Origin of the sequence: Abyssicoccus albus, assembly GCF_003815035.1 — a bacterium.
In the GTDB taxonomy this organism is placed as follows: Bacteria; Bacillota; Bacilli; order Staphylococcales; family Abyssicoccaceae; genus Abyssicoccus; species Abyssicoccus albus.
In genome coordinates this window covers 46,493-71,072 of the sequence record NZ_RKRK01000002.1, presented here as the reverse complement: position 1 = coordinate 71,072, position 24,580 = coordinate 46,493, and the positions used below count along the sequence as shown (strand labels likewise).

Genomic DNA, 24,580 nt, shown 5'->3' with positions numbered 1-24,580 from the left:
TTGAGAAAGTAGTTGATCTATATAATGAAAACTTCAAAAGACAATCCGACGATTCCGTTTAAAAGATGGTCTATTATTGATACGATTAATTTAACCGTTTTATTACTCGTTGCCTTATTTTTAAAAGACGATATCGTTCAAGAGCCCATCATGATGTGGGTGCTAATCATTGCTTTCCTATTATGGATTGGTTCAGTAATTTTTAGAAATTATTATATTTCAAAACTTAATGAAAAGTTTAAAGATAAATAATGTATTAAAATATCTTTATTGTAAATTAAAAGATTAAGTGATGTGATATCACTTAATCTTTTGTTATACCAATAGATTCTTCATATTCTTTTCTTTTTTCATGATAACTTTCTTCTAATCTTGTTGCGTACTTTTTAATATCTAACTTTGGCTGTATATCAATTTCTTGCATTAAATCACTATATTGAATCATTTTTTTTCTTTCAGAATAATAGTTTTTCAGAGTATAATAGATCTCTATTGTTTTATCACGCAGCGTTTTTTCTGAATTACTATTTGCTTTATTTTTATTTATTTCACTGATATGACCTTCAAGTAGTGGGAAGATCTCCTGTTCAATATAATCTTCTTTAGCTTTTCCAGTTAACTCTCCTGAAGACAACTTACTTGCCTTACTATTTAACTTTTCATTATTCTCGTTAATCTTTTCGATTAACTCTTGAATGGCTTTTTTTTCTTGTGAACTACCTTGTTTATTCACTAGATTGATAATATCTTCTCTTTCTTTTTTCGCATTATCAATCACTTCAGTTAAAGAAATAATGATTTCATTAGAGGATATTATTTTATTATATGCATGAATGTATTCTTGAATATCTTGTATCGTGTTATCAACATCAGTTACATTTTCTTCATACATTTGATATAATTTTTTCTGTTCCTTATTATTTGGTTTTATATTTTTCAATGTAGTTTTACGTTCTTCAATTAATGGTTCAATATCTTCAGCGATATTACGTTCAATAGCCTTAAATTTTTTTATATCATTTTTATCTACTTCGGTATCAAATAATTTAGAAATTTCTACAAGGTTTATTTTAGATAATTCTAATTCAATATTTTCAGTAATTTTATATACTTTTTGCATCTCTTGATCAAATGACTTATAGTCAGTTTGTTCTTCATTAGAGCACGCATATAATGACATAATGATTATAATAACCATGCTCAATATAAGAAACTTTCTCATATTATTGTTCAACCCCTAACAATATTATTATACATATAAATCACTTAATTTCATATAAAATATTAAATATAACTTTTATTTAAAACATATAGTCACTATACTTAGATCATTAGAAAGGATTAAACCATGTTGGATAATCATTATAATACTAAGCAATTGAACAAATGTCATATATACTATCTTGAACAATACGAAGACAATGAGCATATCAAGACTTTATTCCGTAACAGTAATGATCTAACACATGTATTCAAATACGTTTTTGAGTCTCCCATCAAAACAATTGAACCTATTGGAAGTGTTAAACGGCGAGATCAATACTTAAGATTAGAGCTAGATTTTTTAGTTACGATTGAATCACTACATGATATAACAGTTCTTGATGAAAAACGGTTAAACTATCATCAAATATATAGGTCCTATAAACGACAGTATCGCAAAGTGATGTTCAATCATTTCAAATCAATGAAAAGTTTAGAAATAGATTGTCGTTATCATATCGTTGAATATCAATCAAAGGAATACGAAAATCATATGCACATTCATACATTACTATCAGATCACGATTCAAATTTATTTCAAGAATTTCTAAATTTAAAGGAAAATACTCACTATAACAATTTATTACCCTCAACATATGAAAAACAAAAGCTTGACTTATTTAGGAAATACTCGAAATTTTAAACTATTATTTAAACAAGTGACGAATCAATGATTCATTAATGTAAATAGACATCTTTCTTGTTATAATAATGATATTGAATGAAAGGTGTGGCATGATGACTGAATTAAACATTAACTCTTTTTTAGAAGACATAACTTCTAAATTACCGAACTTATCAATTAAACGAAATGAACCATTAAAACATTACACATATACAGAAACAGGCGGACCTGCTGATTTATACATTTCTCCATCACTTTTTGATGAAGTAGAATTAATCCTATCAAAAGCTAGAACACATCAAATACCAGTGACTTATTTAGGAAATGGATCAAACATTATTATTCGTGATGGTGGCATAAGAGGTATAGTATTAAGTCTATTAAACTTAACTGACATATATCATGAAAATCAACTCGTTCACGCAATGAGTGGTGCTGCAATCATTGACGTAAGTCAATATGCATATAAACAAAGTCTATCTGGGCTTGAATTTGCATGTGGTATTCCTGGTTCAGTTGGTGGTGCAATATACATGAATGCTGGGGCATACGGTGGTGAAGTGAAAGATTGTTTGAAATATATTATAGCTGCAACAAATGCAGGAGAAATACTGACAATCGAAGCAGCTGACTTGCAACTGGATTACCGTAAAAGTATGATTCAAACAAATGATTATGTTGTACTAGAAGCAGTATTCGAATTATCTCCTGGAGATCAATCAACAATAAAACTAATGATGGATGACTTAACTGAACGAAGATCATCTAAACAACCATTAGAGTATCCGTCATGCGGTTCTGTATTTCAAAGACCTCCTGGTCATTTCGCTGGCAAACTAATTCAAGAATCTGATTTACAAGGTTATCGAATTGGTGGTGTTGAAGTTTCTAAAAAACACGCAGGATTTATGGTTAATGTAGATCATGGCACTGCATCTGACTATGAAGCACTTATAAAACATGTACAACAAACTGTTAAAGAGAAGTTCGATATCGAATTAAATTGTGAAGTTAGAATTATCGGTGAGCATAAATAAAATAACAGAATGCACATATCAGTGCATTCTGTTATTTTCATATCCTATTATTTTAATCCTTCTTTTACTTCATTAATTTGTTCTAATGTTGTCGTAACACTTCCACCTGCTAAATACCAAATATATGGATCTACTTCTATTACGTTATCATTTTTGATTGCATTGACATCTTTAATGACGTTATTCCCTAATGCCTTTTTCGCACTAGATTTACCACCTATTGCAACTCCTCTATCCATTGCATAAATGATATCAGGATTTTTCGCGTTAATATACTCAAATGAGATTACTTGTCCGTGACCTGATTCTTTAACATCTTTATCGACAGGCGTTAAGCCTAATTCACTAAAGATAAATCCGAAACGTCCACCTGGTCCATATGTAGACAATTCACCTTCATTTGCTAAAACAAACATCGCTTTTTTATCACTATCTTGAGCGACTGTTTTTACATCTTCAATCGCTTGATCTAATTTATCAATATGTTTTTTCACTTCAACTTCTTTATCGAAAATTTTCCCGATATTTTGGGCATTTGTTTTCATTGATTCTACATAATTGTTTGTATCTGGACCAACGAATACAACTTTAGCGTCTGGTGCTGCTTTCTTGAATTCATCTAAATTTTTTTGAGATGATTGTCGTCCAGAAATCAAAATAACATTTGGTTGTAATTCTGCAATTTTTTCGAAATCCGGTTCTTTCACTGACCCGATATTTTCAATTTCTTCTTTATTAAAATCAGATAAAAATTCAGGTAACGTTGAAGTTCCTTTTCCTTTCGGCACTCCGATGATGCTATCCGTTGCATCGATCTTATTCAGCAAGTCTAAACTACCATAATCAAACACGACAACTTTTTCTGGATTTTGTGCCACTTCGACTTTCTCTTTCACTTCTTTGTCCTCACTACCATCTTCTGCTTCCCCCGATGCAGTAAATGTGTTTTCTAACTGGACTGTTTCGCTCTTAGATGATGTATCATCATTCTTTTTTTCCTGATTCTCTGACTCATTGTTACACGCTGCTAATAGAACGACTACTGTAATGCTTAACATGAATATTAAGAATTTTTTCATGTTTTTATCTCCTATTCTATAATTTATTCCCTTTATATATTCTTTAAAGCTGTTAAATGAACTCGTGCATCACCTCCTTAAAGAAATGGATTGTTATATATTCTTATTAAATATGTGCTTTTTCCAATTTTTGTTGTTCTCTAATAAACCCATCAACATCTGGATTTTCTTCATTATCGAAATAAACACAAATTTGTTGCCCATAAATACATTCGATATTAATATCCATATCGTATATTTTCTTTAACATATCTGAATTAATCACTTCATCTTTTTTGCCATTCGCTACAATGGCTCCATCTTTCAACGCAACAATGTTGTCGGAATAGCATGATGCAAAGTTAATATCATGTATGACGATAATGACTGTTTTGTTCAATTCTCGCACTAAGCGTCTTAACGTTTGCATAATTTGAACAGAATGTTTCATATCTAAATTGTTTAACGGTTCATCCAGTAATATATATTCGGTATCTTGGGCAATCGTCATCGCAATATATGCACGTTGTCTTTGACCACCCGATAGCTCATCTAAATATCGATGTCTTAAATCATCTAATTGCATGTATTCTATCGCTTCATTCACTTTATTGTGATCTTCTTCTTTCAGCTTACCTTTCGTATATGGGAATCTTCCAAACTCGATAAGCTCTTGTACAGTAATTCTAAGTTGTAAATGATTTGATTGCTTAAGTATAGAGACTTTTTTAGCAAGTTGTGGTGAAGGTGTTTCCTTAATATTAGAGCCTTCAAGCAATACTTCCCCACTATCTTGAGCAACTAACCGACTTATCATCGATAATAGTGTACTTTTACCTGCACCGTTTGGACCGACAAAACTTGTAATCTTGCCTTTTTCTATTTCTACTGTCACGTCATTGATTACTTGTGTCTTATCAAATTTCTTAGATAAATTTTGTAATGAGATCATCTATGATCGACTCTCCTTAATAATTAAAAATATAAAGTATATACCACCGATAAAATTAATCAGTACACTAATTTCAGTTTCTTGTTGCATAATATATTGAACAATAGATTGCGCACCAATTAGCGACAATATACCAAATAAAATAGTTGTATATAATATATGTGAATGCTTATGAGACTTAATAAATTCATGTGCTAAGTTAACAATTAACAATCCTAAAAATGTAATAGGACCAACTAATGCAGTAGATACACTCACTAAAATGGCAACGATAAATAATAATTGTTTTACAATTTTATCGTATTCAACACCAAGGTTTATCGCATGATCTCTCCCAAGACCCATTACATCCAAATAAGGTAAGTAATATATATAAATGACAATAACTAATAATGCAATGATAACTGTACTAATGATAAGTAATTCTGATTGAATTGCATTAAAACTTGCAAACATTGTATTTTGCAAAATTAAGAAATCATCAGGGTTGATAAGTATTTGTACGAAGCTTGCTAAACTTTGGAAAAGTGTGCCAAGTATAACACCAATTAATAATAATTTAAAAATCGACTGTGCTGTTTTATTAAACATATAACCAAACAAAAACATTGTAAATGTAACTAAAGAAATCATTGCAATAAAGAAATTCAAATGTGTATTCATCATCGCTTGACTCGTTGCTCCAAAAATAAATACAAGCAATGTTTGGATAAATAAATATGCAGCATCTAACCCCATAATAGAAGGCGTTAATATTCGATTTCGACTAATCGTTTGGAATAAAGTTGTCGATACACCGATGGCAATTGCCATCAAAATCATCGCCCATATCCTTGTCAATCTTGATGGGAGTTGGTAGTGTAAAATTTTAAAATTAATATCCCAAAAAACATAAAATGTAATTGACAATAACGTGATGAGTGTAAGTATGCCGAGTTTAATCATTAAACTTCTTTTATGCTTCGCCAAAACCTTTTCGACTCCTTAAAATCATAATTAAAAATACGACACTACCAACGACTCCAATGACAAGACCAATCGCAATCTCATATGGGAAGATTACAATTCGTCCGATAATATCACAAATCATCACCAATATAGCACCAGTCAATGCAACATGCGCTAAAGTATTACGAATTGAATCCCCTCGGTACAACGAGACGATATTTGGAACAATCAATCCTAGAAATGGTAACATCCCTACTGTGACAACGACAACTGCTGTAATAATTGAAGTAATCAAGAGTCCAATTTGAACAATTCTTTGATAATTTAACCCTAGATTCACACTGAATGATTCTCCCATACCAGCAATCGTAAATTGATTAGCATATAGACCTGCAATAATAAGAAGAGGTATTGTAATAAAGAGAATCTCGTATCTTCCTGATGTTACAATGCTAAAGTCTCCTTGAAACCAACTTCCGATGGATTGAATACTATTGGATTTCAAGGCGATATATGTCCCTAATGAACTAATCACATTCCCTAGCATAATACCGACAAGCGGGACAAATACGATATCTTTAAATTTTACTTTTTGGATAATTTGAATGAATACAGATGTTCCAAGTAATGCAAGCACACTTGCAAACAACAACTTCAACAGTAAATTGGCTTCTGGGAAAAACATCAAAGAAATAATAATACCTAATTTCGCAAAGTCCATTGTACCAGCAGTTGTCGGTGCAACGAATTTATTTTGGGTTAATTGTTGCATAATTAATCCACATAAGCTTAAGCTCATTCCAGCAATGATAATACTAAAAGTTCTTGGCAATCGACTGGATAATAAAACATTCAATTGACTGTCATCTAGCGACAAAATATCATTTGGGTTTAAACTTACAACACCAACAAATATAGATATAATTGATAATACAAGCAAAGTAATACTCAAAATGGCAATTGATTTAGACATTGCGATCCAACTCTCTAAATGAAAATCATTCTCAATATAAACACTATAACATAGATAACTGACAATTAACAATAAGATATAAATAAAAAGTATCTATACATTACCTTGTATAGATACTTCTACGATTAATATATGAATCCAACTTCTACATTATCAATTTCAGATATCGCTTCTTCAAAGCTAGCATAATGTTTTGCCTTAAGATGGTTAAATTGTTCAACCGGTTCAACATTAAATATAAACGAAATATGTTGATTCTCTTCTAAGTATGATTGCATCCCATCAATACTACCTACTAGTGCACCAATAATAAATGACATCAATATAGGAGATGATTCACTATTAATCAAATCAATGTATTGAATCATACGACCATCTTTAGTTAACGTTGATTTGCTCGTTCTAAGACATAACAATGTTGACCAAATGAGGTGTGTCATTCTTTCTTCATATTCATGGTATGTTAGATGATCTAAATCTAGATTTGTTAAATCTATAGGATAATGATTCACTACGACATCTAATGGTTTATATTCACTTGGTATTTCCTCTAAAATATAATTCCAATCGATTTCTTTTTTGATATCTTGAATAAACTCAATACAGTCTGATTGTTCATCTTCTTGGCATTCACTCATCAATTGATCTAATGCGACATGATCTGAGTCAGTTAAAATTAATTTATTATTTTGTGTTCTTAATTTTTGAATTAACGGTCTTAGTTCATCACTTGTTGCATTCGATATAAATATATTTCTTTTATCTAACATAATTAATCCCCCTAGATTGTGATTACTATTTTACATGAATTGAATAGAGGATTTCAATTACTTCACTTCTATCGTTTTCTCTGGCATCGTGTGCATATCTCGAGCTGTCACATGACTAATTACATGATAAGTCCCAGCTTCCCTCGGTATAAATTCAAATATATATTGACCATCTTTATCATGTTTAGCTTCTATTTTTTGTGAGTTATCTTTGTTATCATCTTTCCAATATTCGAACATTACTTCATCTGCATCTTCTATATTCTCATCATCCATTGTAACATGTGCAATTGCTTTAATTTCTTCATCTATTGATCCTTTAGTTGGTAATGTTAAATCGACTTCTAACATCTTTACACCATCCGTCCCATGAGTACTATGGCTTTCTTGTTCATCTTGTGTATTACAGGCAGCTAAACCTATCAAAATAAACGAAAGTATTATTGTTAATAATTTATTTGATTTGTTCATATATAATCCCCCTTTAACTGTTACTCTTTATTATATACAATATCCAATAAAATTTAATGATTAAATAAGACTATTGTTTGACTTTCATATGTTATAATATCATACATATTGAAATAAAGAGAGGATTCATAATATGCGAGACCAAAATAAATTGAACGAATCAATTTCACATTTAGGTAATCAAAATACTCAATATCCAACAACATATACACCTGATGTATTAGAGTCTTTCGACAATAAACATCCGTATAGAGATTATTTTGTTAAGTTCAATTGCCCAGAATTCACATCACTTTGTCCAATTACGAATCAACCAGATTTTGCAACAATTTATATCAGTTACATTCCTGATCAAAAAATGGTAGAATCTAAATCATTGAAATTGTATCTATTTAGTTTCCGAAATCATGGTGACTTTCATGAAGATTGCATGAATATTATTATGAATGATTTAATCGAATTGATGGATCCTAGATATATTGAAGTATGGGGTAAGTTCACACCACGTGGTGGAATTTCAATCGATCCGTATTGTAACTATGGTAAAGCCGGTACTAAATACGAACAACTTGCAGAGAACCGATTATTTAACCACGACTTATACCCTGAAAAAATAGATAACAGATAATTTAATAAAGAGGTTATTAGCCGACCCTCTATAAAAAACTAATCCACCGATAACGATTAGTTATCGGTTTTTTTATTAAAGGAGCGTTTATATATGTTAAATGATAATAGAGCACTTGTCGTCTTTAGTGGCGGACAAGATAGTACTACCTGTTTGTTTTGGGCATTGGAACAGTATGATCATGTTGAAGTGATCACCTTCGATTATGGTCAAAGACATCTTAAAGAAATTGAAGTTGCTAAAGAGATTGCGAATGAATTAAATGTAAAACAACATTTATTAAATACAGAAATTCTAACATCTTATAACGCCAACAGTTTGACTAATAATGATATCGAAATTGATTCATCCAATGACGTGCCGAATACCTTTGTTCCAGGGCGCAATATGTTATTTCTTAATATTGCTTCAATTGTGGCCTATCAAATTGGAGCAAAACATATTGTAACTGGGGTCTGTGATACAGATTTCAGTGGCTATCCTGATTGCAGACGTGACTTCGTTCAATCGATGAATGAAACGATGAACTTAGCGATGGACTTAGAATTTGTCATTGATACACCGTTAATGACATTGAACAAAAAAGAAACGTGGCAACTTGCAGACGAGCTTGGTCAATTAGACTATATTCGATATCGCACATTAACTTGTTACAATGGTATCGTAGGTGATGGTTGTGGTGTTTGTCCATCTTGTAAATTAAGAGCCGACGGATTAGAAGCTTATTTAAATGAAGTTGGGAGGAAGTAATGATGTACATTCCTATTGATCATAATTATTCATTCGAATTAAATAAACAGTTTACTGTATCAAGTGCACATTATATTGATCATAAAGAAGCTGGTAAGTGTGCAAGAATTCATGGTCACAACTATAATATTCAATTAACGATTGGTGGGGATTCACTTGATGAATTAGGCTTTCTAGTCAATTTTTCTTTATTAAAAAAAGAAATACACGATTGGTTAGACCATCAACTAATTAATGAGCTCCCTGAATTCAATACTGTTGAACCTTCAACAGAACAAGTAGCATACCAAATTTATTTGAAAGGCCAACACTATTTAACAAGACAGCAAAACAATCCTAAATTACTTCAAGTCTTTGTACAAGAAACTGATTCAAGCTATGCTATTTATCGTCCAAAGGAGCATCAATCATGATTCCAGTACTCGAAATTTTTGGTCCGACAATCCAAGGAGAAGGCGCTGTGATTGGTAAAAAGACGATGTTTGTTAGAACAGCAGGGTGTGACTTTAGATGTAGTTGGTGTGATTCAAGTTTCACATGGGATGGTAGCCAAAAACATTTGATTCAACGAATGACAGCTGAAGAAGTATATAATGAGTTAAACAAGCTCGCTCCAAATAATTTTAATCACGTTACAATATCTGGAGGGAACCCAGCATTGATCAAGTCTCTAGATTCGCTTGTTCGTCTATTAAAAATTCAACATATAGAAATTGCTGTTGAAACTCAAGGTACAGTCTTTCATTCATGGTTGAATGAAGTCGATGATTTAACCATCAGCCCGAAACCTAGATCTAGTGGAATGAATCAAAGCTTAGAACAACTCGATCAGTTTATTAACTCGACAAAAGCAGTGAAAAGACGTTCTTTGAAAGTTGTCGTTTTTGATGAAGATGATATTGAGGATGCATTGATCTATCATAAACGTTATCCCGATATTCCATTTTATATACAAGTAGGAAATCCATTTTTAAATGAATCTGTAGAAAATCATCGTGATTATTTATTATCTAGGTATGAATGGTTAATCGAATCGGTCATGAATGATGAACGATTTTTAAACGTCCATATATTACCTCAACTTCATACTATCTTGTGGAGTAATAAGCAGAAGGTGTAATTTAAAAAGTTCTATTAATTCAGTGGATAAAATTTTATATCATAAGATTTTCTTCACTTAATTCAAACCTGACGATTATTCGCATTTTTATCGTCAGGTTTTCTTCATTTACTTCAAAACCTGATGATTATTCGCCTTTTTATCGTCAGGTTTTCTTCATTTACTTCAAAACCTGATGATTATTAACCTTTTTATCGTCAGGTTTCCTTCATTTACTTTAAAACCTGATGATTATTAACCTTTTTATCGTCAGGTTTCCTTCATTTACTTCAAAACTTGATGATTATTTTCCAGATCATATAAATACTTTCTATTAGTTCCGGTTCTTACAAAATATTTTTTTAATACTCTTTCTATAGTAGACCCAGATACTCCTTCACACCATATACACGCTTCTTTATAAGTAATTGGTCTTTTATGAATTGTAATCCACTCAATGATGTTATTGCGTATAAGCTCTTTTGTATTGTGCTTTGTATTACAATACTTACATACTGTGTATTTACATGATGGCTGTATGCAACTAGAGATTTCTTTACGACACGAACATAATATGCCAGATTTTATTTGTTTATCACTAAAATCATAATTCTTCATAAATATTGATCCATCAGTGATAAACCTTTTCATATGATTTAGATGCTTTAAACTCTTAGAATTCGAATGGCCATAATTTTTTAGATCATTCAATAACCTTAGTCGGTCATAATGCATATAAATATTTTTATTATGAAACGCTTTGTCTATCGAAAACTTAGGATTGATAAATACCATCATCATAACAATTTGTTGTTTAGGGAAAAGTTTAGATAGTAAAAAATGTTGTCTAGTGATAGATTCCAAAGGGTTTGGAATTGTGCGATAATCATTCGACCAATGATTATCGATAACACGATACTTTGAAGAATAGTTTTTGATATCGACGGCGATGATTTTATCATCGATAAATAATACTGAATCTAATTGAATCGTAGAGTTTTCAATTTTTAAATAGACATCGTTCAACTTTAAAAAACGTTCATTGGCTAACCAAAGGTCAAACTGCAATTCTCCCTCAAATCCTTTAAGTAAACGAGCATGTTCGTCAATGAGTGAGTCTTCCATTTGATATCTTCCAACAATCGCATTTAGTTGCTTTAAGTCGTTATTCACTTGTCTTATGTCAATGCACTCCTTTAATGGATTTGTACATTTTTATAATACAAAAAAACTCCCACGAGTGGGAGTTTAAAATTCAAAATCTTCATCTGTTAATGCTTCTACATTTAAAGCTAATACATATCCGTCACCTTTAACACTAAAGAAATCATGGTTTTTCGTACTTGTGTTTAATGCATTTTCAATGATTGGATTAAATCCATGTTCTTCAAAGTATGCGTCAAATCCTAAATTTGATAATGCTTTATTGCCGTTATATTTAACATAGTTTAACACATCTTGTGTTAAGTTCAATGGATCATAAAGCATTTGTGTATATGAGGCTTCATTTTCATACAGCGCTTCAAGTAATGTATACATTTCACGATCTGCTTGTTCACGCTCTTCATCTGTAAGTTTTTTTCGAATTGTTTGAGCATCAAGACCTGTAAAAACACCGTGTATACTTTCATCGAGCAATATCTTACGAATAATTTCTCCTGATGTAGTCATTTTTCCTTTTCCAGCTAAATATAACGGGTAGTAAAATCCAGAATAGAATAAGAATGACTCTAAAAACACACTCGCTACACGGGCCATATACTGATCATATAATGATGCTTCTTTTCCCCATAGTTTATGATATTTAGCAATAATTTTATCTGCTTTATATGTTAAATGTTTTTCATTAGGAACCCACTCTTCTAACAATTCATTAGTCTCTTGTGTTGATAATAATGTCGTAAATATATGCGAGTAACTTTTTGCGTGGATTTGCTCCATCATGCCCATAAATGAATACACTGCTTTTTTTCGTAAATCATCAGTGTGTAACATGATGAGTGGCATACCATCATCTGCTTGGTGAGTATCTAATCCTGTTAATCCAGCGAGCACTTTCTTGTACGTATCTTTCTCGGCACCAGTTAACGTTGACCAACTTGCTAAGTCCTTTGATACTTTGAATTCTGATTCAACCCACATTTGTGAAATATTTTGGCGCCAAAAGACGTTTGTTGTATCTTCTTGAGTATTCCAATTTACTGCTTCCATGTTTGACATTCCCCGCTTTAATTAGATTAAACTGAACAGCTTGTACATTCTTCAACGCTTAATAGTTTGTTTCGAGTATAGTACAGTGATTTCAACCCTTTATGATGTGCATATACATATAATCTTGCAAGTTCACGTGTTGAGATTTCAGAGTTTACATATAATATTGTCGAAATACCTTGGTCAATATGCTCTTGAATGACAGAAATCATATCGATTAATCTCATTTGATTTACCGTAAAGGCTGATTTGTAATACCACATTGTCTCTGGTGATAAGAACGGCATTGGATAGAATGTTTCAGCATTCCCATATGTTCTTCTTTCGATTTGATCAACAATTGGCATCACCGAGCTCGTCGCATTTTGTACGTATGAAATACTTTGCGTTGGTGCAATCGCTAAACGATACGCATGGTAAAGCCCGTGTTGTTGCACTTGCTCAGATAATGCTTTCCAGTCTTCACTTGTTGGAATATCGATCCATTCGAATAACGTTTTCACTTTATCGAACTGAGGCTTAACCTCATTTTTAATATATCGTTCGAAATATTTACCTGTTGCATAGTCACTCTTGTCAAAGTCTTTAAATGTTTCTTGGCGTTCTTTTGCAATCATCATTGATTTCTCAATAGAATAATAATTTAGCATCATAAAGAATACATTTGCAAAGTCACGTGCTTCTTCTGATTCATAATTTAATTTATTCTTAGCAAGATAACCGTGTAAATTCATCGCGCCTAATCCAACAGAATGCAATTCATCGTTTGCTTTACGAACACCTGGCGCATTTTTAATTGCAGTACTATTACTCACTACTGTAAGTGCATCGATACCAGAATGAATACTTTCACGAATCTTACCACTTTCCATCACGTTGACGATATTTAATGATCCTAAGTTGCACGAAATATCACGACGAATGACATCATCTGTTCCATAATCATTAATCGTTGAAGTCTCTTGAAGTTGGAAAATCTCAGTACATAAATTACTCATTTTCACTTGTCCAATGTTACTTAATGCATGATTAGCATTCGCGTTATCTTTAAACATAATGTAAGGATAACCTGATTGTAATTGTGTTTGTGCTATTTTATTTAACATTTCACGAGCATCGTATGATTTCTTCATGATGTTCTCGTTTTCGACAAATTTGTCATACCATTCGTCCATTTCAATATCATCCAATTGAACCCCATATTCACGTTCAATTGTATGAGGTGCAAACATAAAGAAGTCTTTCCCTTCTTTAGCAAGTTCTAAAAATTTAGAAGGAATGATTAATCCTGTTGAAATTGTTGCAAGTCTAATATCTTCATCAGCATTCACTTTCTTTGTATCTAAAAATTCAGGCACATCATAATGGAATATATTTAAATACACAGCACCAGCTCCAGGTCTTTGACCTAGTTGGTCAGCGTAGCTAAATCCACCTTCTAAACTTTTAGCAACGGGTAAAACACCTTTCGCGACACCTTTGATTCCCTTAATCGCTTCACCACGTGCTCTTAACTTTGATAAGTTAATCGCGACACCGCCACCAATTTTACTTAATTGTTTCGCTGTAGAGTCGATATAGTTAATCGAATTTAAGCTATCATCCACTTCTAATAAGAAGCAGCTCACCATCTCACCACGACGCGCACGACCTGCATTTAAAAAAGTCGGAGTTGCTGGTTGGTAACGTTGTTCAATCATCGAAAGAATATACTCTTTACACTTTTCGACATCACCTTTTGCTAAATATAAACTTACAATCACTACATGCTCTGTGTAGCTTTCTAAGTAGTTTTGTTTATCATTCGTTCTTAAAGCATAGTCTTTAAAGAATTTACTTGCTGCCATATAGCTCTTAAATTCAAATGGTAATGACTCACTATATTCAATAATTTCAATCAAATCATCTTCTGAGTATTCAGCGAATAAATCATAGTAAAAATCTTCATCAACCATATATCTTAAACGTGTGATTGGGTTATCAAAGTGTATCGTTAAATCATCGACTTCTTTCATATATTCTTGGAGTGCTTCTTGGTCTTTTTCTAATTTATAAAATCCATTCTCACCACGTTGAGTGACTTCATTGTTCAATTCGATATGTTTATATTGTTTCTTACCAGTTAAAGTCATACTAAATTAGCCACCTTTTGATTAAATATTTCTATATCTTTATCATTGCCATGCAATTCAAAAGTATGTAGTAACGGAACATTATACTTACCACTCAATGTCTTTGAAGCTTTCGCAAAGTTTTGTCCCCAATTTCTATTGCCACTCCCTACGACACCTTTTAAAAAGGTACTATTCTCTCCATAATTTAAAAATGTATCAACCACTTCAGGCACCTCTCCGAAACCAATCGTTCCAGTGACTAAAATAAAAGGCTCATACATCTCTAATTCGTTCGTTTCTTCTGTCAATTCAATCGTATGAATTGCATCTGTTCGTTGAATAAAACGACGAACATTTCCTGTTAATGAATAATACACAATTTGCATTGCGACACTTCCTAACACTATATATTGTGTTTTGTTTGAATGGCAAACACTATATAAGCTTTAAAAGTATTATAACATTTAATTATATTTATGATAACAACTAAATCTGATAAAACAAAAAACTATGATTCATACTAAAGATGTGCTATGTAATGTAATAATTAATTTTAATTTTATGTATCGAATAATATGTTATCATTTACTAAGCTCAAAAGAAAATCATCTAACCATGTATTTTCAATTTAATACGAAATAAATTTTTTACTATATATCATTACAATACTTCGGAGGTTTTTATTTTGTCTAACGTAACGAAAGGTATTATTTGTTTACTCATTGCTTCATTAGGTTTTAGTATTATGGGTTTATGTATCAAAATGAGTGGTGATTTACCGACGATGCAAAAAGCATTTTTCCGTAATTTCATTTCGATGATTGTAGCCTTTGGATTTGTCTTATACAATCGTGTACCGATGTTCGGACATCGCCAAAATCAAAAATTATTAATTGCACGAAGTGTGTTCGGTGTCATTGGTGTATTACTATTTTTCTATAGTCTTGACCATCTTGTACTGAGTGATGCCGAAATGTTAAATAAATTAAGTCCATTTTTCACGATTATTTTATGTTCGATCTTTTTAAATGAACGTATTCGTAAGTTCCAAATGATAAGTATCATCATTGCTTTCATCGGAACACTCTTTATTATCAAACCTGAACTTTCTCTTGAAGTGGTTCCTTCATTGATTGCTTTATTAGGTGCAATCAGTGCAGCAAGTGCTTATACAATCCTTAGAGTATTAGGGCCTTTGGAGAAGTTTTATACGGTTGTGTTTTATTTCTCGATGTTTTCAACGATTGTTTTACTTCCATTTGTTATAGTTAATTTCCATCCGATGTCAACGAAACAATTAGTGCTCTTAATTACTGCAGGTTTAATGGCAAGTATTGGACAGTTCGGGATTACACTTGCGTATCAATTTGCAGAAGCAAAACAAATTTCTATATTCTTTTATTCAACCGTGTTATTCAGTGCATTATTTTCAATTATAATATTCAAAACAATTCCAGATGCTTATAGCATTGTTGGATATATCATCGTATTTAGTGCTAGTTTCTATATGTTTATGAAACAAAGACCAAGAAAGCCTTTACATGAATGATAAATATTATTATTTTTCTAGCAAATCAGAATTATAGAAATTATTGATATAATATTGTACTTCATGCATTGTTATAGTATTCTATTATCACTGTTTTAATTGTTTGATAATTCAACAAATAAAGCAAAATGTCTTTTTGAAGGAGTGTGCTTGTATGGCTCGTCGTGAGTATACAGACCATGAAATAATTGAAAGTGTTCCCCGTAAAGGATTCTTCGGTCATCCTAAAGGATTATTAACATTATTCATCACTGAATTCTGGGAACGTTTTAGTTACTATGGTATGAAAGCCATCTTACTTTATTATTTATACTATGCAACATCTAAAGGTGGATTTGGTCTTAAAGAAACAGATGCGATGATCATCGTAACGTTATATGGTGCTTTAGTTATGATGAGTACTATTATTGGAGGTTGGTTCGCTGATCGTTTAATCGGTGCAAGAAAAGCAATAATTTATGGTGCCCTTCTCATTATGTTCGGTCACATTTTAATGAGTATTCCGGGTAACTTTACGATGTTACTGATTGCACTTGCTTTAATAATTATCGGGTCAGGTTTGCTTAAACCAAGTATGTCAACGAATGTAAATGAATTATATGAAAAAGAAGATTCAAGAATCGATGCTGGATTCACGATCTTCTATATGTCTGTAAACTTAGGTGCATGGATTTCACCATTTATTGTAGGACAATTACATAGTTCATTTGGCTTCCACGCAGGGTTTGCTGCAGCCGCGGTTGGTATGTTCTTCGGTTTAATTTGGTTTGTAATGACTCAAAAGAACACATTAGGTTTTACAGGACTAAATGTTCCAAACCCGTTATCTAAAGGCGAAGGCAAAAAAGTCACTTTAATCGCAACGGGTATCGCAATTTTAATTGCAATTATTTTATTCATTTTTAAATTATTCGGTATGTTGAACTTAGAAGGTATTACTTGGATTATGACATTCTTTGGTCTAGGTATACCGGCTATATACTTAACATATATGTATACACATCCAAAAACATCATCTGATGAGAAATCAAGATTATTAGCTTATATCCCGTTATTTATTGCTGCGGTAATATTTTGGGCGATTCAAGAGCAAGGGGCAACTGTATTAGCTGAGTTTGCTGATCAAAAAACACAATTAGATCTTAAACCATTACTTGGTATTGATTACGTAATCCCAGCTGCATTCTTCCAATCATTGAATCCTATGTTTATCGTAATCTTTGCCCCTGTCTTTTCGATGTTATGGGTTAAATTAGGAAAATTCAATCCATCAACACCGTTAAAATTTGCAATTGCATTGATCTTTGCGGGATTAGGATATATCGCGATGGTTTATCCAATTATGAGTGGTGAACAATTAATTAACCCATTATGGTTAGTATTAAGCTTCTTCTTAATCGTTTTAGGAGAGTTATGTATTTCACCTATAGGATTATCAACAACAACTCGTATGGCACCACAAGCATTTACAACTCAAATGTTGAGTGTATGGTTCTTATCAAACGCAGCTGCACAAGGGTTGAACGCACAACTCGTTCAAATTTATGGCGCAGTAGATCCAGCATCATACTTTGGTTATATGGGACTTGTAGCAATCGGTTTAGCTGTTCTACTTATTGTTTTAGTACCAATAATCAAAAAAGCAATGCGTGGCGTTCACTAAGATTAATTATTCTTTTATAGTAATATGCAAAACGAGCTCTGAAATTACTTTCAGAGCTCGTTTTCTTTAAACTATAACTGTTGGTCAAAATATTCTTTTACTTCAAGCCAAGAATTCACACGAATAAATTCATCATGTTCTAAATTATGATGTGCTGTAAACATAATCGATGTTCCTTTAAATGCTTTTAACTGCTTAGGATTATCGTCGATTAAGTAATCTGTTCCAACAACACCTTTATATCCGCAAAAAATAAAATTCTGTTCATCTAAAAATGGGAAGTATTTTTTTAACCATGCAAATTTTGCATCAAATGATGTAGGGACATCCATTGCAGCGGTTGCAATATACACATCGTAATCTTTCGTCAAATGTTCGACAACTTCTATCGCATCATCAATGACTTCTAACTCACCAAAAAATCCTCGATCAAATATAATTTCTTTGATGATATCAATATCTTCTTCATATGCATTGCTTAGCTTTTGATTCCCTAAATCCTCAATCGTATGGTTTGAACCTAATCTGTTGTTATATTTATCCAATAAACCTTGTGCAGTATTCGCTAGAACTTCATCCATATCAATTGCAATGCTCTTTCTCATAATATCTCTCCTTTTATTGGGCTAAATATGATTTAATCTCATCGATAAACAATGGACAATAATGTTTTAATTTGTAGTTGCCAATACCTGAAATGTTCATCATTTCTTTTTTGGACGTTGGCATTTTCTTAGAAAATTCTTTAATAATATGATCTTGAAATATCATAATCGGTGCAACATTATGTTTAGCACTTAATTTTTTTCGAATATTATAGAGCCTATCCAATAGCACTTGATCAATGTCTTTATGTGTTGAAATATCAACTATCTCTTTCACTTTTACTTTGAATGGATAGGTGTAAACTTTCTTTCCATCAAAAAGAATTGATTTTATACTTTCATGGCATCGCAATCCTTCATCAGTTAAATAAATATATCCTTTATAAACTAATTCATCTAACAAATGCCTTACTTCTTTAGTTTTATACTCTTTCAGTATACCATATGTTCTAATGTTGTTTAACTCACGGCTCAGTATTTCTTGATTCTCTTCACCACGTAACATTTGAATAAACAACTCTGATGCAATATCATCTTTTATTCTATACAGTGCACTGACAATTTTTTGTGCCTCTATTGTCATATCATAGGTTTTATCATTAGATTTACAATTACTACATCGCCCACATTCATTTAACCGTTGATTCGGATTGAAGTAATGAATAATAAATGCTTCTAAACATTGCTTTGTTCTTTTATACCGAATCATTTCATTCAATTTGTCACGTTGCTTTTGAATGTAATCTTCACTTCCGTTCGACTGGTCAATAAAGAATTGTTGTAAGTCTATATCTTTCTCAGAATATAGCAAAATACATTCACTTGGTTGACCATCACGACCTGCACGACCAACTTCTTGATAGTATGATTCTATATCACCTGGCATATTATAATGGATAATAAAGCGAATATTCGACTTATCTATTCCCATTCCAAATGCATTTGTAGCAACAATGACACGTTTTTCATCATACATAAAGGCTCGTTGTTGCTCAATTCTATCATTATTACTCATACCACCATGATAAGCTAAGCAGTCTATCCCCTGAGAAGATAAATATTCTGATAAGGATTCAACATTTTTTCTAGTCGATACATAAATAATTCCAGGTGATTTAGAATGATTTTTAATATATTCAACGATAAACTTTTGACGTTGATACGTTGGATTAACTTTGAGCGTTAAATTAGGCCGCTCAATAGAATTAATTGTTGTACAATGTGGTGGAATATTTAATAAATTTAAGATATCTGTCTTTACTTCATTCGTAGCAGTAGCTGTTAAAGCAATGTACCTACTCGATGGAAACAATTTTTTTATAATATCGATAGATTCTCTATAAGACGGCCTAAAATCGTGACCCCATTGAGAAATACAGTGCGCTTCGTCGAAAGCAATCATTTCGATATTGGCCTTCTTTAATATGTTAATAAAATATTCATTATTAAATCGTTCAGGTGCAACGTATAGTAATTTTATTTCACCACGCAATAACTCTTGTTCAACATCACGAATTGCTTGTCTAGACATTGAACTATTCATATATCTAGCTTGAATACCCGCTGCAACCAAAGCATCGACTTGATCTTTCATTAAACTAATCAATGGAGATATAACAAGAGTAATTCCTTCAAAATGCAATGCAGGCACTTGATAACAGACTGACTTACCTCCACCAGTAGGCAATATGCCAAGTGCTTTTCTTTCTTGTATTAAATCATGGATAATTGATTGCTGACCCGCTCTAAATTGATCATAACCGAAATATTTTTTTAATGTTTGTTCCAACATATAAGACACCTACCGACAATTTTCATTATATTATTATACACTATTTAAATAGCAATCGTTAAGTGTAACATCTAAAAAAGCTAGCATATAGTATATGCTAGCTTTAACTTTAATGTTAATATTCATTTGGTGAATACATATATTGACTTGTATCTACTTTTTCAAATCCATTTTGATCATAAAATCTAAATAAATCACCATAAATTAATTTATCTGATAATTCAAGTTCAATTTCTGCTTGTTTTTTTATTGCTTTGGTCTTTTCGGTTTCTTCGATTTTTTCATTTGTTTCTCGATCAAAAACTTCATTACCAATAATTTGATATTGATCTGTAATGACTTCACCATTTCTCATAATTACCATTTCTTTATGTTGATCAGAGAATAAATCTGTTCCGAACATAATATATTCTTTCGTATTAATGCCTTGTAAGTGCATTAATGTAGGCATCACATCAACTTGACCTGCTACATCCTCGACCACTTCACCATCCATCCCTGGTACTTTAATATAGAATGGAACACGTTGGTTATCCTGGTTCACTTCAGGTGTAATCTCATGTCCTTGTATTTCTTCCATCGCTCGATTATGATTTTCTGATATTCCGTAATGGTCACTATATATGACAATGACACTATCATCATACATGCCTTCTTCTTTCAAGTCTGATACAAAATCTTTAACCGCTTCATCCATATAGCGAGCAGTTTGAATGTAACCATCGACAGTATTATCTCCAGTATCCCCGCGATCAATCGTCGCCTCGTCTTCTGATAATGAGAATGGATAATGATGCGTTAACGTCAAGAAATGGGCATAATAAGGCTCTTTTAAGTCTTTTAAATATGACATGCTTTCTTCAAAGAACGGTTTATCGAGCAACCCTAAATTCTCTATATTATCACCTGTCATATCGTAAAATTCAGCATCATAAAATCGATCGACACCAAACCTTTTATATACTTGGTCTCGATTCCAAAATGTTTTGTAATCTCCATGGAATACTGCTGATGTATAGTTTCTTTGTTGATTTAAAATACTTGGTAATGCTTGATAATGGTTATCACCTTTTAAAGAAAATGCTGAACCTTCAGCTAATCCGTAAATAGAATTATCCAAAATAAGTTCTGCATCTGCAGTCTTGCCTTGTCCAGTTTGATGATAAAAATTTGGATAATATTTGAAATCGCCATTCCCTTTTGCTAGTTCATTAAGAAATGGTGTCACTTCTTCTCCATTATGTTCATATCCAATCATCCATGATTGTAAGCTTTCTAAATGGATTTTGATAATATTTTTATCTTTTGCGATTCCGAATGTCTCAGGATTTGGTTCAGCATTTTTTCTTTTCGTATAATTTACAATTTCACTTAAATCGTCTTCATTTGCTAATGCTTTTTGCGAACTATTTTGTAATGATTTAACACCATCATAAATAGTAAATGAATATGGCCCTAAATATTTCACTAAATACTTATGGTCAAAAGTACGTGTCAATAATTGAGGACGATCTGTTTCAGCCATTGCTAAATTCACAACAAATAAGCTCAAAGCTACTATAATAGATAATGGTACAAAGCGTTTTCTGAACAATTCATGTTGTGGGTATTGTAATACTTTAAATTTCATGATTAGCGTCATAAAAATTAATGGGATATCGAATAGATAAAGTAAATCATATGGTCTAACGGATGCTTGAATATTCGTCCCCATTGAATTCAAGTTAGACGATTGGCTTAATGTAGAAAACGTTATAAAATCTGAGAAAAATCTAAAAAATACTACGTTAGCATATAAAATAGTTGTTAATCCAATATAGACTAAAAACATGATAAAAAATGACTTTTTCCCTTTGAAAAACATCGTTAAACTTAGACTCAAAATAATCATTGCAATTGGGTTAAAAAATAATATTAAGTATTGATAGAATCCTTTTACCCCAAGTGAAAAATCAGTAAAATAAGCTAAATAAGTTTTCATTGTTAATAAAATAGTGAGTATGATTAATAGTGTCGTTATTTTTAATGGTTGTTGTTTAAAATTATTAAACATATGCATTCACTCCCTCTCTATATCCCCTTGGCATATGCAATCGTATTCTTTTAATGTTGTACTGACTGTATCAGTACTACTATATGTTTATATGTTATATTTTAGTTTAATTGTTACAGTTTGATTACAATATTAAATATTTGTAAACACTTTGTATGATATTGTACTACTTATATTATTCAAATTCAAGTATTATGATTGATTACTTAATTAAACCAAGTTATATAATTTATTATAAAAACAAAAAAGATGTTAACAATCGTTAACATCTATAACCTTTGATAAGTTTCTATTTGACAGTTACAACAGTATAAATCAAATCATCATAAGTGTATAATTTCTCAAAAATATATGGATTATTCAATAGAAATTAATTTAACGTTCTAAATTTATTTTCAATCGCCAAAAATAAACTTTTAATCCATTTTGCATGTCGGTATAAATTTTCATGCATTTGTTCTTCTGCGATTATTTTAAATTCAACGGTCGAACCAACCCTTTTTTGACTAATTTTAGACAAGTGGTATGACGGTATCACACCAATAATAGGGTGCCTTCCGATTGGATAATGATCATTTAATAATATAACAGGTTCATTATTTCTATTGATTTGGAGCATACCTTTACGTAGTTGCATTGGAAGTGGCTGTTCTTTGAATTCCAATAGCATTGAGTTATCATTTCGTTGAAGGACAATGCCTTGTCTATCATTTTGATGTGTCATTTGAAATTTATAATGAAGAAATTCATTTATTTTTTCAATATCGTATTGGCTCGTCGATACTTGAATATGGCAAATATCACTCAAATAATTCTGAGCAATTGTATAATGATCAATGCCCCATGATAATTCACCTTTTGATTGTAACACTTGATATAGCAATTGTTGACGATCATTCCATTCACGTTCTAACTCGAGTTCATCACCTTCGAAAATCTTGTAACCATATAATGCACGGCTATTACTAATATATGTTGACTTTGAACCAAAATGTGAAGAACTCTTAAAGCCACCAGCTATAGCTAAATATAAGTGATTCCCTTTAAACGCCGAATATGATTCAATTGTTTCACCAGGTTCAAATAAGTAAACTTTATAAGGCATAATGCTTCTCTTATTAGTGTGTGCAACAAATTTTGCACCAGTAAGCACCGCAATATGATAATCATTAAATGTTATCTTAGCAGGGCTTCCACTCATCTCAATGGTGGCCACATCTTCTGCATTTCCAACTAAAGCATTAGCTATATTATGCGCTAACATATCACTTGCCCCACTTTGCACGATATGTTTATGGCGATACCCTTTTCTACCTCTATCTTGAATTGTTGATAGGAACCCTGGATGATTAATTGTTAACGTCATGAAATTTCATCCTCCAAACGTTCGAACTGAACTCTATCTAGTACATTGATATTTCGAATTTCATCCGTAATGGATTTAATTCGTCCAATAAGTATCCCTTTAGTCTTATAACTTTTCGTGACAAGATGAATGCCCATATCTGAATAATATATATCATTCGGTTTTACGTCGATTGATTCATTAATATAGTCATCACCAATCATTAATTCAACGGGTATGATGACCTCTTCAGGATAATATCCGAATGTTGAAACTTTAAATGGTTGATTATACAGTTGATTCATATCAATGTGAATTACTTCTGAAAAGATCGAAGCACTTATTAAATGTAACTGATAATATTTATGCTGGTTTTCTTCGATGACTTCACTATTAAAATGCTTCAAATCGTTCCCTATACTCTGACTAATAGATTCAATCTGTTTTTTTAATGCGTTTAATGGTTTATGGGTATCATAATATTCCATTGCTTTCAGCGGATGATACAGAATATGTATCACATTATTTGAAAGAGAAATGTCAGTAATAAATTTGAATTTCTTTAATTGCTCATTAAGCAAAATATATAACTTTTCAATATCAATAGATTGAGTTTTTACTTGAATGACCTTATCTCCTAATACAGTGAATGTTAAGTTCATAATTTACCTCCT

Annotated in this window: 25 protein-coding genes; 9 read left to right on the top strand and 16 right to left on the bottom strand. The window is 31.7% G+C overall.

Annotation, left to right across the window (positions count from 1 at the left end; genetic code table 11):
* The first annotated feature begins 24 nt into the window (after positions 1-24).
* Positions 25-252 carry a hypothetical protein gene (locus EDD62_RS00390; RefSeq protein ID WP_077140793.1) on the top strand — a complete coding sequence of 76 codons (228 nt, stop codon included), beginning with the start codon at positions 25-27 and terminating at the stop codon, positions 250-252.
* Between the two features lie 52 nt (positions 253-304).
* Here EDD62_RS00390 and EDD62_RS00385 read toward each other — a convergent pair whose 3' ends face one another.
* On the bottom strand, positions 305-1,222 hold the full coding sequence (locus EDD62_RS00385; RefSeq protein ID WP_123807109.1) for an EMYY motif lipoprotein: 918 nt from the start codon (positions 1,220-1,222) through the stop codon (positions 305-307).
* A gap of 126 nt (positions 1,223-1,348) precedes the next feature.
* Between EDD62_RS00385 and EDD62_RS00380 the strand changes: the two genes are divergently transcribed.
* Positions 1,349-1,906, top strand: coding sequence for a hypothetical protein (locus EDD62_RS00380; RefSeq protein ID WP_123807108.1), 558 nt, complete (start codon positions 1,349-1,351; stop codon positions 1,904-1,906).
* Between the two features lie 95 nt (positions 1,907-2,001).
* Entirely contained in the window at positions 2,002-2,925 is a 924-nt protein-coding gene (gene murB / locus EDD62_RS00375) for a UDP-N-acetylmuramate dehydrogenase (protein ID WP_170152726.1), read from the top strand.
* Positions 2,926-2,972: 47 nt separating this feature from the next.
* Here murB and EDD62_RS00370 read toward each other — a convergent pair whose 3' ends face one another.
* The 6 genes from EDD62_RS00370 to EDD62_RS00345 form a co-directional block, all read right to left on the bottom strand.
* Positions 2,973-4,004, bottom strand: a complete 1,032-nt coding sequence (locus tag EDD62_RS00370; RefSeq protein ID WP_123807106.1) for a ferrated catecholamine ABC transporter substrate-binding lipoprotein SstD — start codon at positions 4,002-4,004, stop codon at positions 2,973-2,975.
* A gap of 106 nt (positions 4,005-4,110) precedes the next feature.
* The gene (locus EDD62_RS00365; protein WP_123807105.1) at positions 4,111-4,935 is read right to left on the bottom strand and encodes an iron ABC transporter ATP-binding protein; all 825 of its coding nucleotides are present in this window, start codon (positions 4,933-4,935) and stop codon (positions 4,111-4,113) included.
* Positions 4,936-5,904: an iron chelate uptake ABC transporter family permease subunit gene (locus tag EDD62_RS00360; protein ID WP_249037312.1), complete on the bottom strand. Its 969-nt coding sequence runs from the start codon at positions 5,902-5,904 to the stop codon at positions 4,936-4,938.
* A complete protein-coding gene (locus EDD62_RS00355; protein WP_123807104.1) occupies positions 5,891-6,856 on the bottom strand; it encodes an ABC transporter permease in 966 nt (321 codons plus the stop codon). Before EDD62_RS00355 ends, EDD62_RS00360 begins: the two co-directional genes overlap by 14 nt.
* A gap of 125 nt (positions 6,857-6,981) precedes the next feature.
* On the bottom strand, positions 6,982-7,626 hold the full coding sequence (locus tag EDD62_RS00350; protein WP_077140801.1) for a hypothetical protein: 645 nt from the start codon (positions 7,624-7,626) through the stop codon (positions 6,982-6,984).
* Positions 7,627-7,683: 57 nt separating this feature from the next.
* Positions 7,684-8,097 (bottom strand): FixH family protein, encoded by a 414-nt coding sequence (locus EDD62_RS00345; protein ID WP_077140802.1) that lies wholly within the window; start codon positions 8,095-8,097, stop codon positions 7,684-7,686.
* A gap of 133 nt (positions 8,098-8,230) precedes the next feature.
* On the opposite strand from EDD62_RS00345, the gene queF reads away from it, so the two are divergent.
* The 4 genes from queF (at position 8,231) to queE (ending at position 10,595) form a co-directional block, all read left to right on the top strand.
* Positions 8,231-8,725 (top strand): preQ(1) synthase, encoded by a 495-nt coding sequence (gene queF / locus EDD62_RS00340; protein ID WP_077140803.1) that lies wholly within the window; start codon positions 8,231-8,233, stop codon positions 8,723-8,725.
* 93 nt (positions 8,726-8,818) lie between these two features.
* Positions 8,819-9,475 carry a 7-cyano-7-deazaguanine synthase QueC gene (queC, locus tag EDD62_RS00335; RefSeq protein WP_077140804.1) on the top strand — a complete coding sequence of 219 codons (657 nt, stop codon included), beginning with the start codon at positions 8,819-8,821 and terminating at the stop codon, positions 9,473-9,475.
* A gap of 2 nt (positions 9,476-9,477) precedes the next feature.
* Positions 9,478-9,888: a 6-pyruvoyl trahydropterin synthase family protein gene (locus EDD62_RS00330; protein WP_249037311.1), complete on the top strand. Its 411-nt coding sequence runs from the start codon at positions 9,478-9,480 to the stop codon at positions 9,886-9,888.
* Positions 9,885-10,595: a 7-carboxy-7-deazaguanine synthase QueE gene (gene queE, locus EDD62_RS00325; protein ID WP_123807103.1), complete on the top strand. Its 711-nt coding sequence runs from the start codon at positions 9,885-9,887 to the stop codon at positions 10,593-10,595. The genes EDD62_RS00330 and queE overlap by 4 nt, the downstream gene beginning before the upstream one ends.
* A gap of 264 nt (positions 10,596-10,859) precedes the next feature.
* Here the strand turns inward: queE and EDD62_RS00320 are convergent, their stop codons facing one another.
* From EDD62_RS00320 to nrdI, 4 genes are all read right to left on the bottom strand, one after another.
* Complete coding sequence (locus EDD62_RS00320; RefSeq protein WP_123807102.1) at positions 10,860-11,747, bottom strand: nuclease-related domain-containing protein; 888 nt, start codon at positions 11,745-11,747, stop codon at positions 10,860-10,862.
* A 75-nt stretch (positions 11,748-11,822) separates the two neighbouring features.
* Positions 11,823-12,785, bottom strand: coding sequence for a class 1b ribonucleoside-diphosphate reductase subunit beta (gene nrdF, locus EDD62_RS00315; RefSeq protein ID WP_123807101.1), 963 nt, complete (start codon positions 12,783-12,785; stop codon positions 11,823-11,825).
* 26 nt (positions 12,786-12,811) lie between these two features.
* Positions 12,812-14,917 carry a class 1b ribonucleoside-diphosphate reductase subunit alpha gene (gene nrdE / locus EDD62_RS00310; protein WP_123807100.1) on the bottom strand — a complete coding sequence of 702 codons (2,106 nt, stop codon included), beginning with the start codon at positions 14,915-14,917 and terminating at the stop codon, positions 12,812-12,814.
* Positions 14,914-15,285 (bottom strand): class Ib ribonucleoside-diphosphate reductase assembly flavoprotein NrdI, encoded by a 372-nt coding sequence (gene nrdI, locus EDD62_RS00305; RefSeq protein ID WP_123807099.1) that lies wholly within the window; start codon positions 15,283-15,285, stop codon positions 14,914-14,916. The genes nrdE and nrdI overlap by 4 nt, the downstream gene beginning before the upstream one ends.
* Positions 15,286-15,584: 299 nt before the next feature.
* Here nrdI and EDD62_RS00300 point away from each other — a divergent pair, with 299 nt between their 5' ends.
* Positions 15,585-16,448 (top strand): DMT family transporter, encoded by an 864-nt coding sequence (locus EDD62_RS00300; RefSeq protein ID WP_123807098.1) that lies wholly within the window; start codon positions 15,585-15,587, stop codon positions 16,446-16,448.
* A gap of 154 nt (positions 16,449-16,602) precedes the next feature.
* On the top strand, positions 16,603-18,111 hold the full coding sequence (locus EDD62_RS00295; protein WP_123807097.1) for a peptide MFS transporter: 1,509 nt from the start codon (positions 16,603-16,605) through the stop codon (positions 18,109-18,111).
* A gap of 71 nt (positions 18,112-18,182) precedes the next feature.
* On the opposite strand, the gene EDD62_RS00290 is transcribed toward EDD62_RS00295, so the two are convergent.
* The 5 genes from EDD62_RS00290 to EDD62_RS00270 all read right to left on the bottom strand — a co-directional run bounded on the left by EDD62_RS00290 (position 18,183) and on the right by EDD62_RS00270 (position 24,568).
* Positions 18,183-18,719, bottom strand: coding sequence for a 5' nucleotidase, NT5C type (locus EDD62_RS00290; protein ID WP_077140813.1), 537 nt, complete (start codon positions 18,717-18,719; stop codon positions 18,183-18,185).
* A gap of 10 nt (positions 18,720-18,729) precedes the next feature.
* Positions 18,730-20,508 carry a DNA helicase RecQ gene (recQ, locus tag EDD62_RS00285; protein ID WP_123807096.1) on the bottom strand — a complete coding sequence of 593 codons (1,779 nt, stop codon included), beginning with the start codon at positions 20,506-20,508 and terminating at the stop codon, positions 18,730-18,732.
* Between the two features lie 115 nt (positions 20,509-20,623).
* Entirely contained in the window at positions 20,624-22,561 is a 1,938-nt protein-coding gene (locus EDD62_RS00280; RefSeq protein WP_123807095.1) for an LTA synthase family protein, read from the bottom strand.
* 370 nt (positions 22,562-22,931) lie between these two features.
* Positions 22,932-23,927 (bottom strand): 5-oxoprolinase subunit C family protein, encoded by a 996-nt coding sequence (locus tag EDD62_RS00275; RefSeq protein WP_123807094.1) that lies wholly within the window; start codon positions 23,925-23,927, stop codon positions 22,932-22,934.
* Positions 23,924-24,568, bottom strand: coding sequence for a hypothetical protein (locus EDD62_RS00270; RefSeq protein WP_123807093.1), 645 nt, complete (start codon positions 24,566-24,568; stop codon positions 23,924-23,926). The genes EDD62_RS00275 and EDD62_RS00270 overlap by 4 nt, the downstream gene beginning before the upstream one ends.
* Between the last annotated feature and the right edge of the window lie 12 nt (positions 24,569-24,580).

Coding starts and splice junctions, on each gene's coding strand:
- EDD62_RS00390 (WP_077140793.1), top strand. CDS start 25: ATGAAAACTTCAAAAGACAATCCGACGATTCCGTTTAAAAGATGGTCT.
- EDD62_RS00385 (WP_123807109.1), bottom strand. CDS start 1,222: ATGAGAAAGTTTCTTATATTGAGCATGGTTATTATAATCATTATGTCA.
- EDD62_RS00380 (WP_123807108.1), top strand. CDS start 1,349: ATGTTGGATAATCATTATAATACTAAGCAATTGAACAAATGTCATATA.
- murB (WP_170152726.1), top strand. CDS start 2,002: ATGACTGAATTAAACATTAACTCTTTTTTAGAAGACATAACTTCTAAA.
- EDD62_RS00370 (WP_123807106.1), bottom strand. CDS start 4,004: ATGAAAAAATTCTTAATATTCATGTTAAGCATTACAGTAGTCGTTCTA.
- EDD62_RS00365 (WP_123807105.1), bottom strand. CDS start 4,935: ATGATCTCATTACAAAATTTATCTAAGAAATTTGATAAGACACAAGTA.
- EDD62_RS00355 (WP_123807104.1), bottom strand. CDS start 6,856: ATGTCTAAATCAATTGCCATTTTGAGTATTACTTTGCTTGTATTATCA.
- EDD62_RS00350 (WP_077140801.1), bottom strand. CDS start 7,626: ATGTTAGATAAAAGAAATATATTTATATCGAATGCAACAAGTGATGAA.
- EDD62_RS00345 (WP_077140802.1), bottom strand. CDS start 8,097: ATGAACAAATCAAATAAATTATTAACAATAATACTTTCGTTTATTTTG.
- queF (WP_077140803.1), top strand. CDS start 8,231: ATGCGAGACCAAAATAAATTGAACGAATCAATTTCACATTTAGGTAAT.
- queC (WP_077140804.1), top strand. CDS start 8,819: ATGTTAAATGATAATAGAGCACTTGTCGTCTTTAGTGGCGGACAAGAT.
- EDD62_RS00330 (WP_249037311.1), top strand. CDS start 9,478: ATGTACATTCCTATTGATCATAATTATTCATTCGAATTAAATAAACAG.
- queE (WP_123807103.1), top strand. CDS start 9,885: ATGATTCCAGTACTCGAAATTTTTGGTCCGACAATCCAAGGAGAAGGC.
- nrdF (WP_123807101.1), bottom strand. CDS start 12,785: ATGGAAGCAGTAAATTGGAATACTCAAGAAGATACAACAAACGTCTTT.
- nrdE (WP_123807100.1), bottom strand. CDS start 14,917: ATGACTTTAACTGGTAAGAAACAATATAAACATATCGAATTGAACAAT.
- nrdI (WP_123807099.1), bottom strand. CDS start 15,285: ATGCAAATTGTGTATTATTCATTAACAGGAAATGTTCGTCGTTTTATT.
- EDD62_RS00295 (WP_123807097.1), top strand. CDS start 16,603: ATGGCTCGTCGTGAGTATACAGACCATGAAATAATTGAAAGTGTTCCC.
- recQ (WP_123807096.1), bottom strand. CDS start 20,508: ATGTTGGAACAAACATTAAAAAAATATTTCGGTTATGATCAATTTAGA.
- EDD62_RS00280 (WP_123807095.1), bottom strand. CDS start 22,561: ATGTTTAATAATTTTAAACAACAACCATTAAAAATAACGACACTATTA.
- EDD62_RS00275 (WP_123807094.1), bottom strand. CDS start 23,927: ATGACGTTAACAATTAATCATCCAGGGTTCCTATCAACAATTCAAGAT.
- EDD62_RS00270 (WP_123807093.1), bottom strand. CDS start 24,568: ATGAACTTAACATTCACTGTATTAGGAGATAAGGTCATTCAAGTAAAA.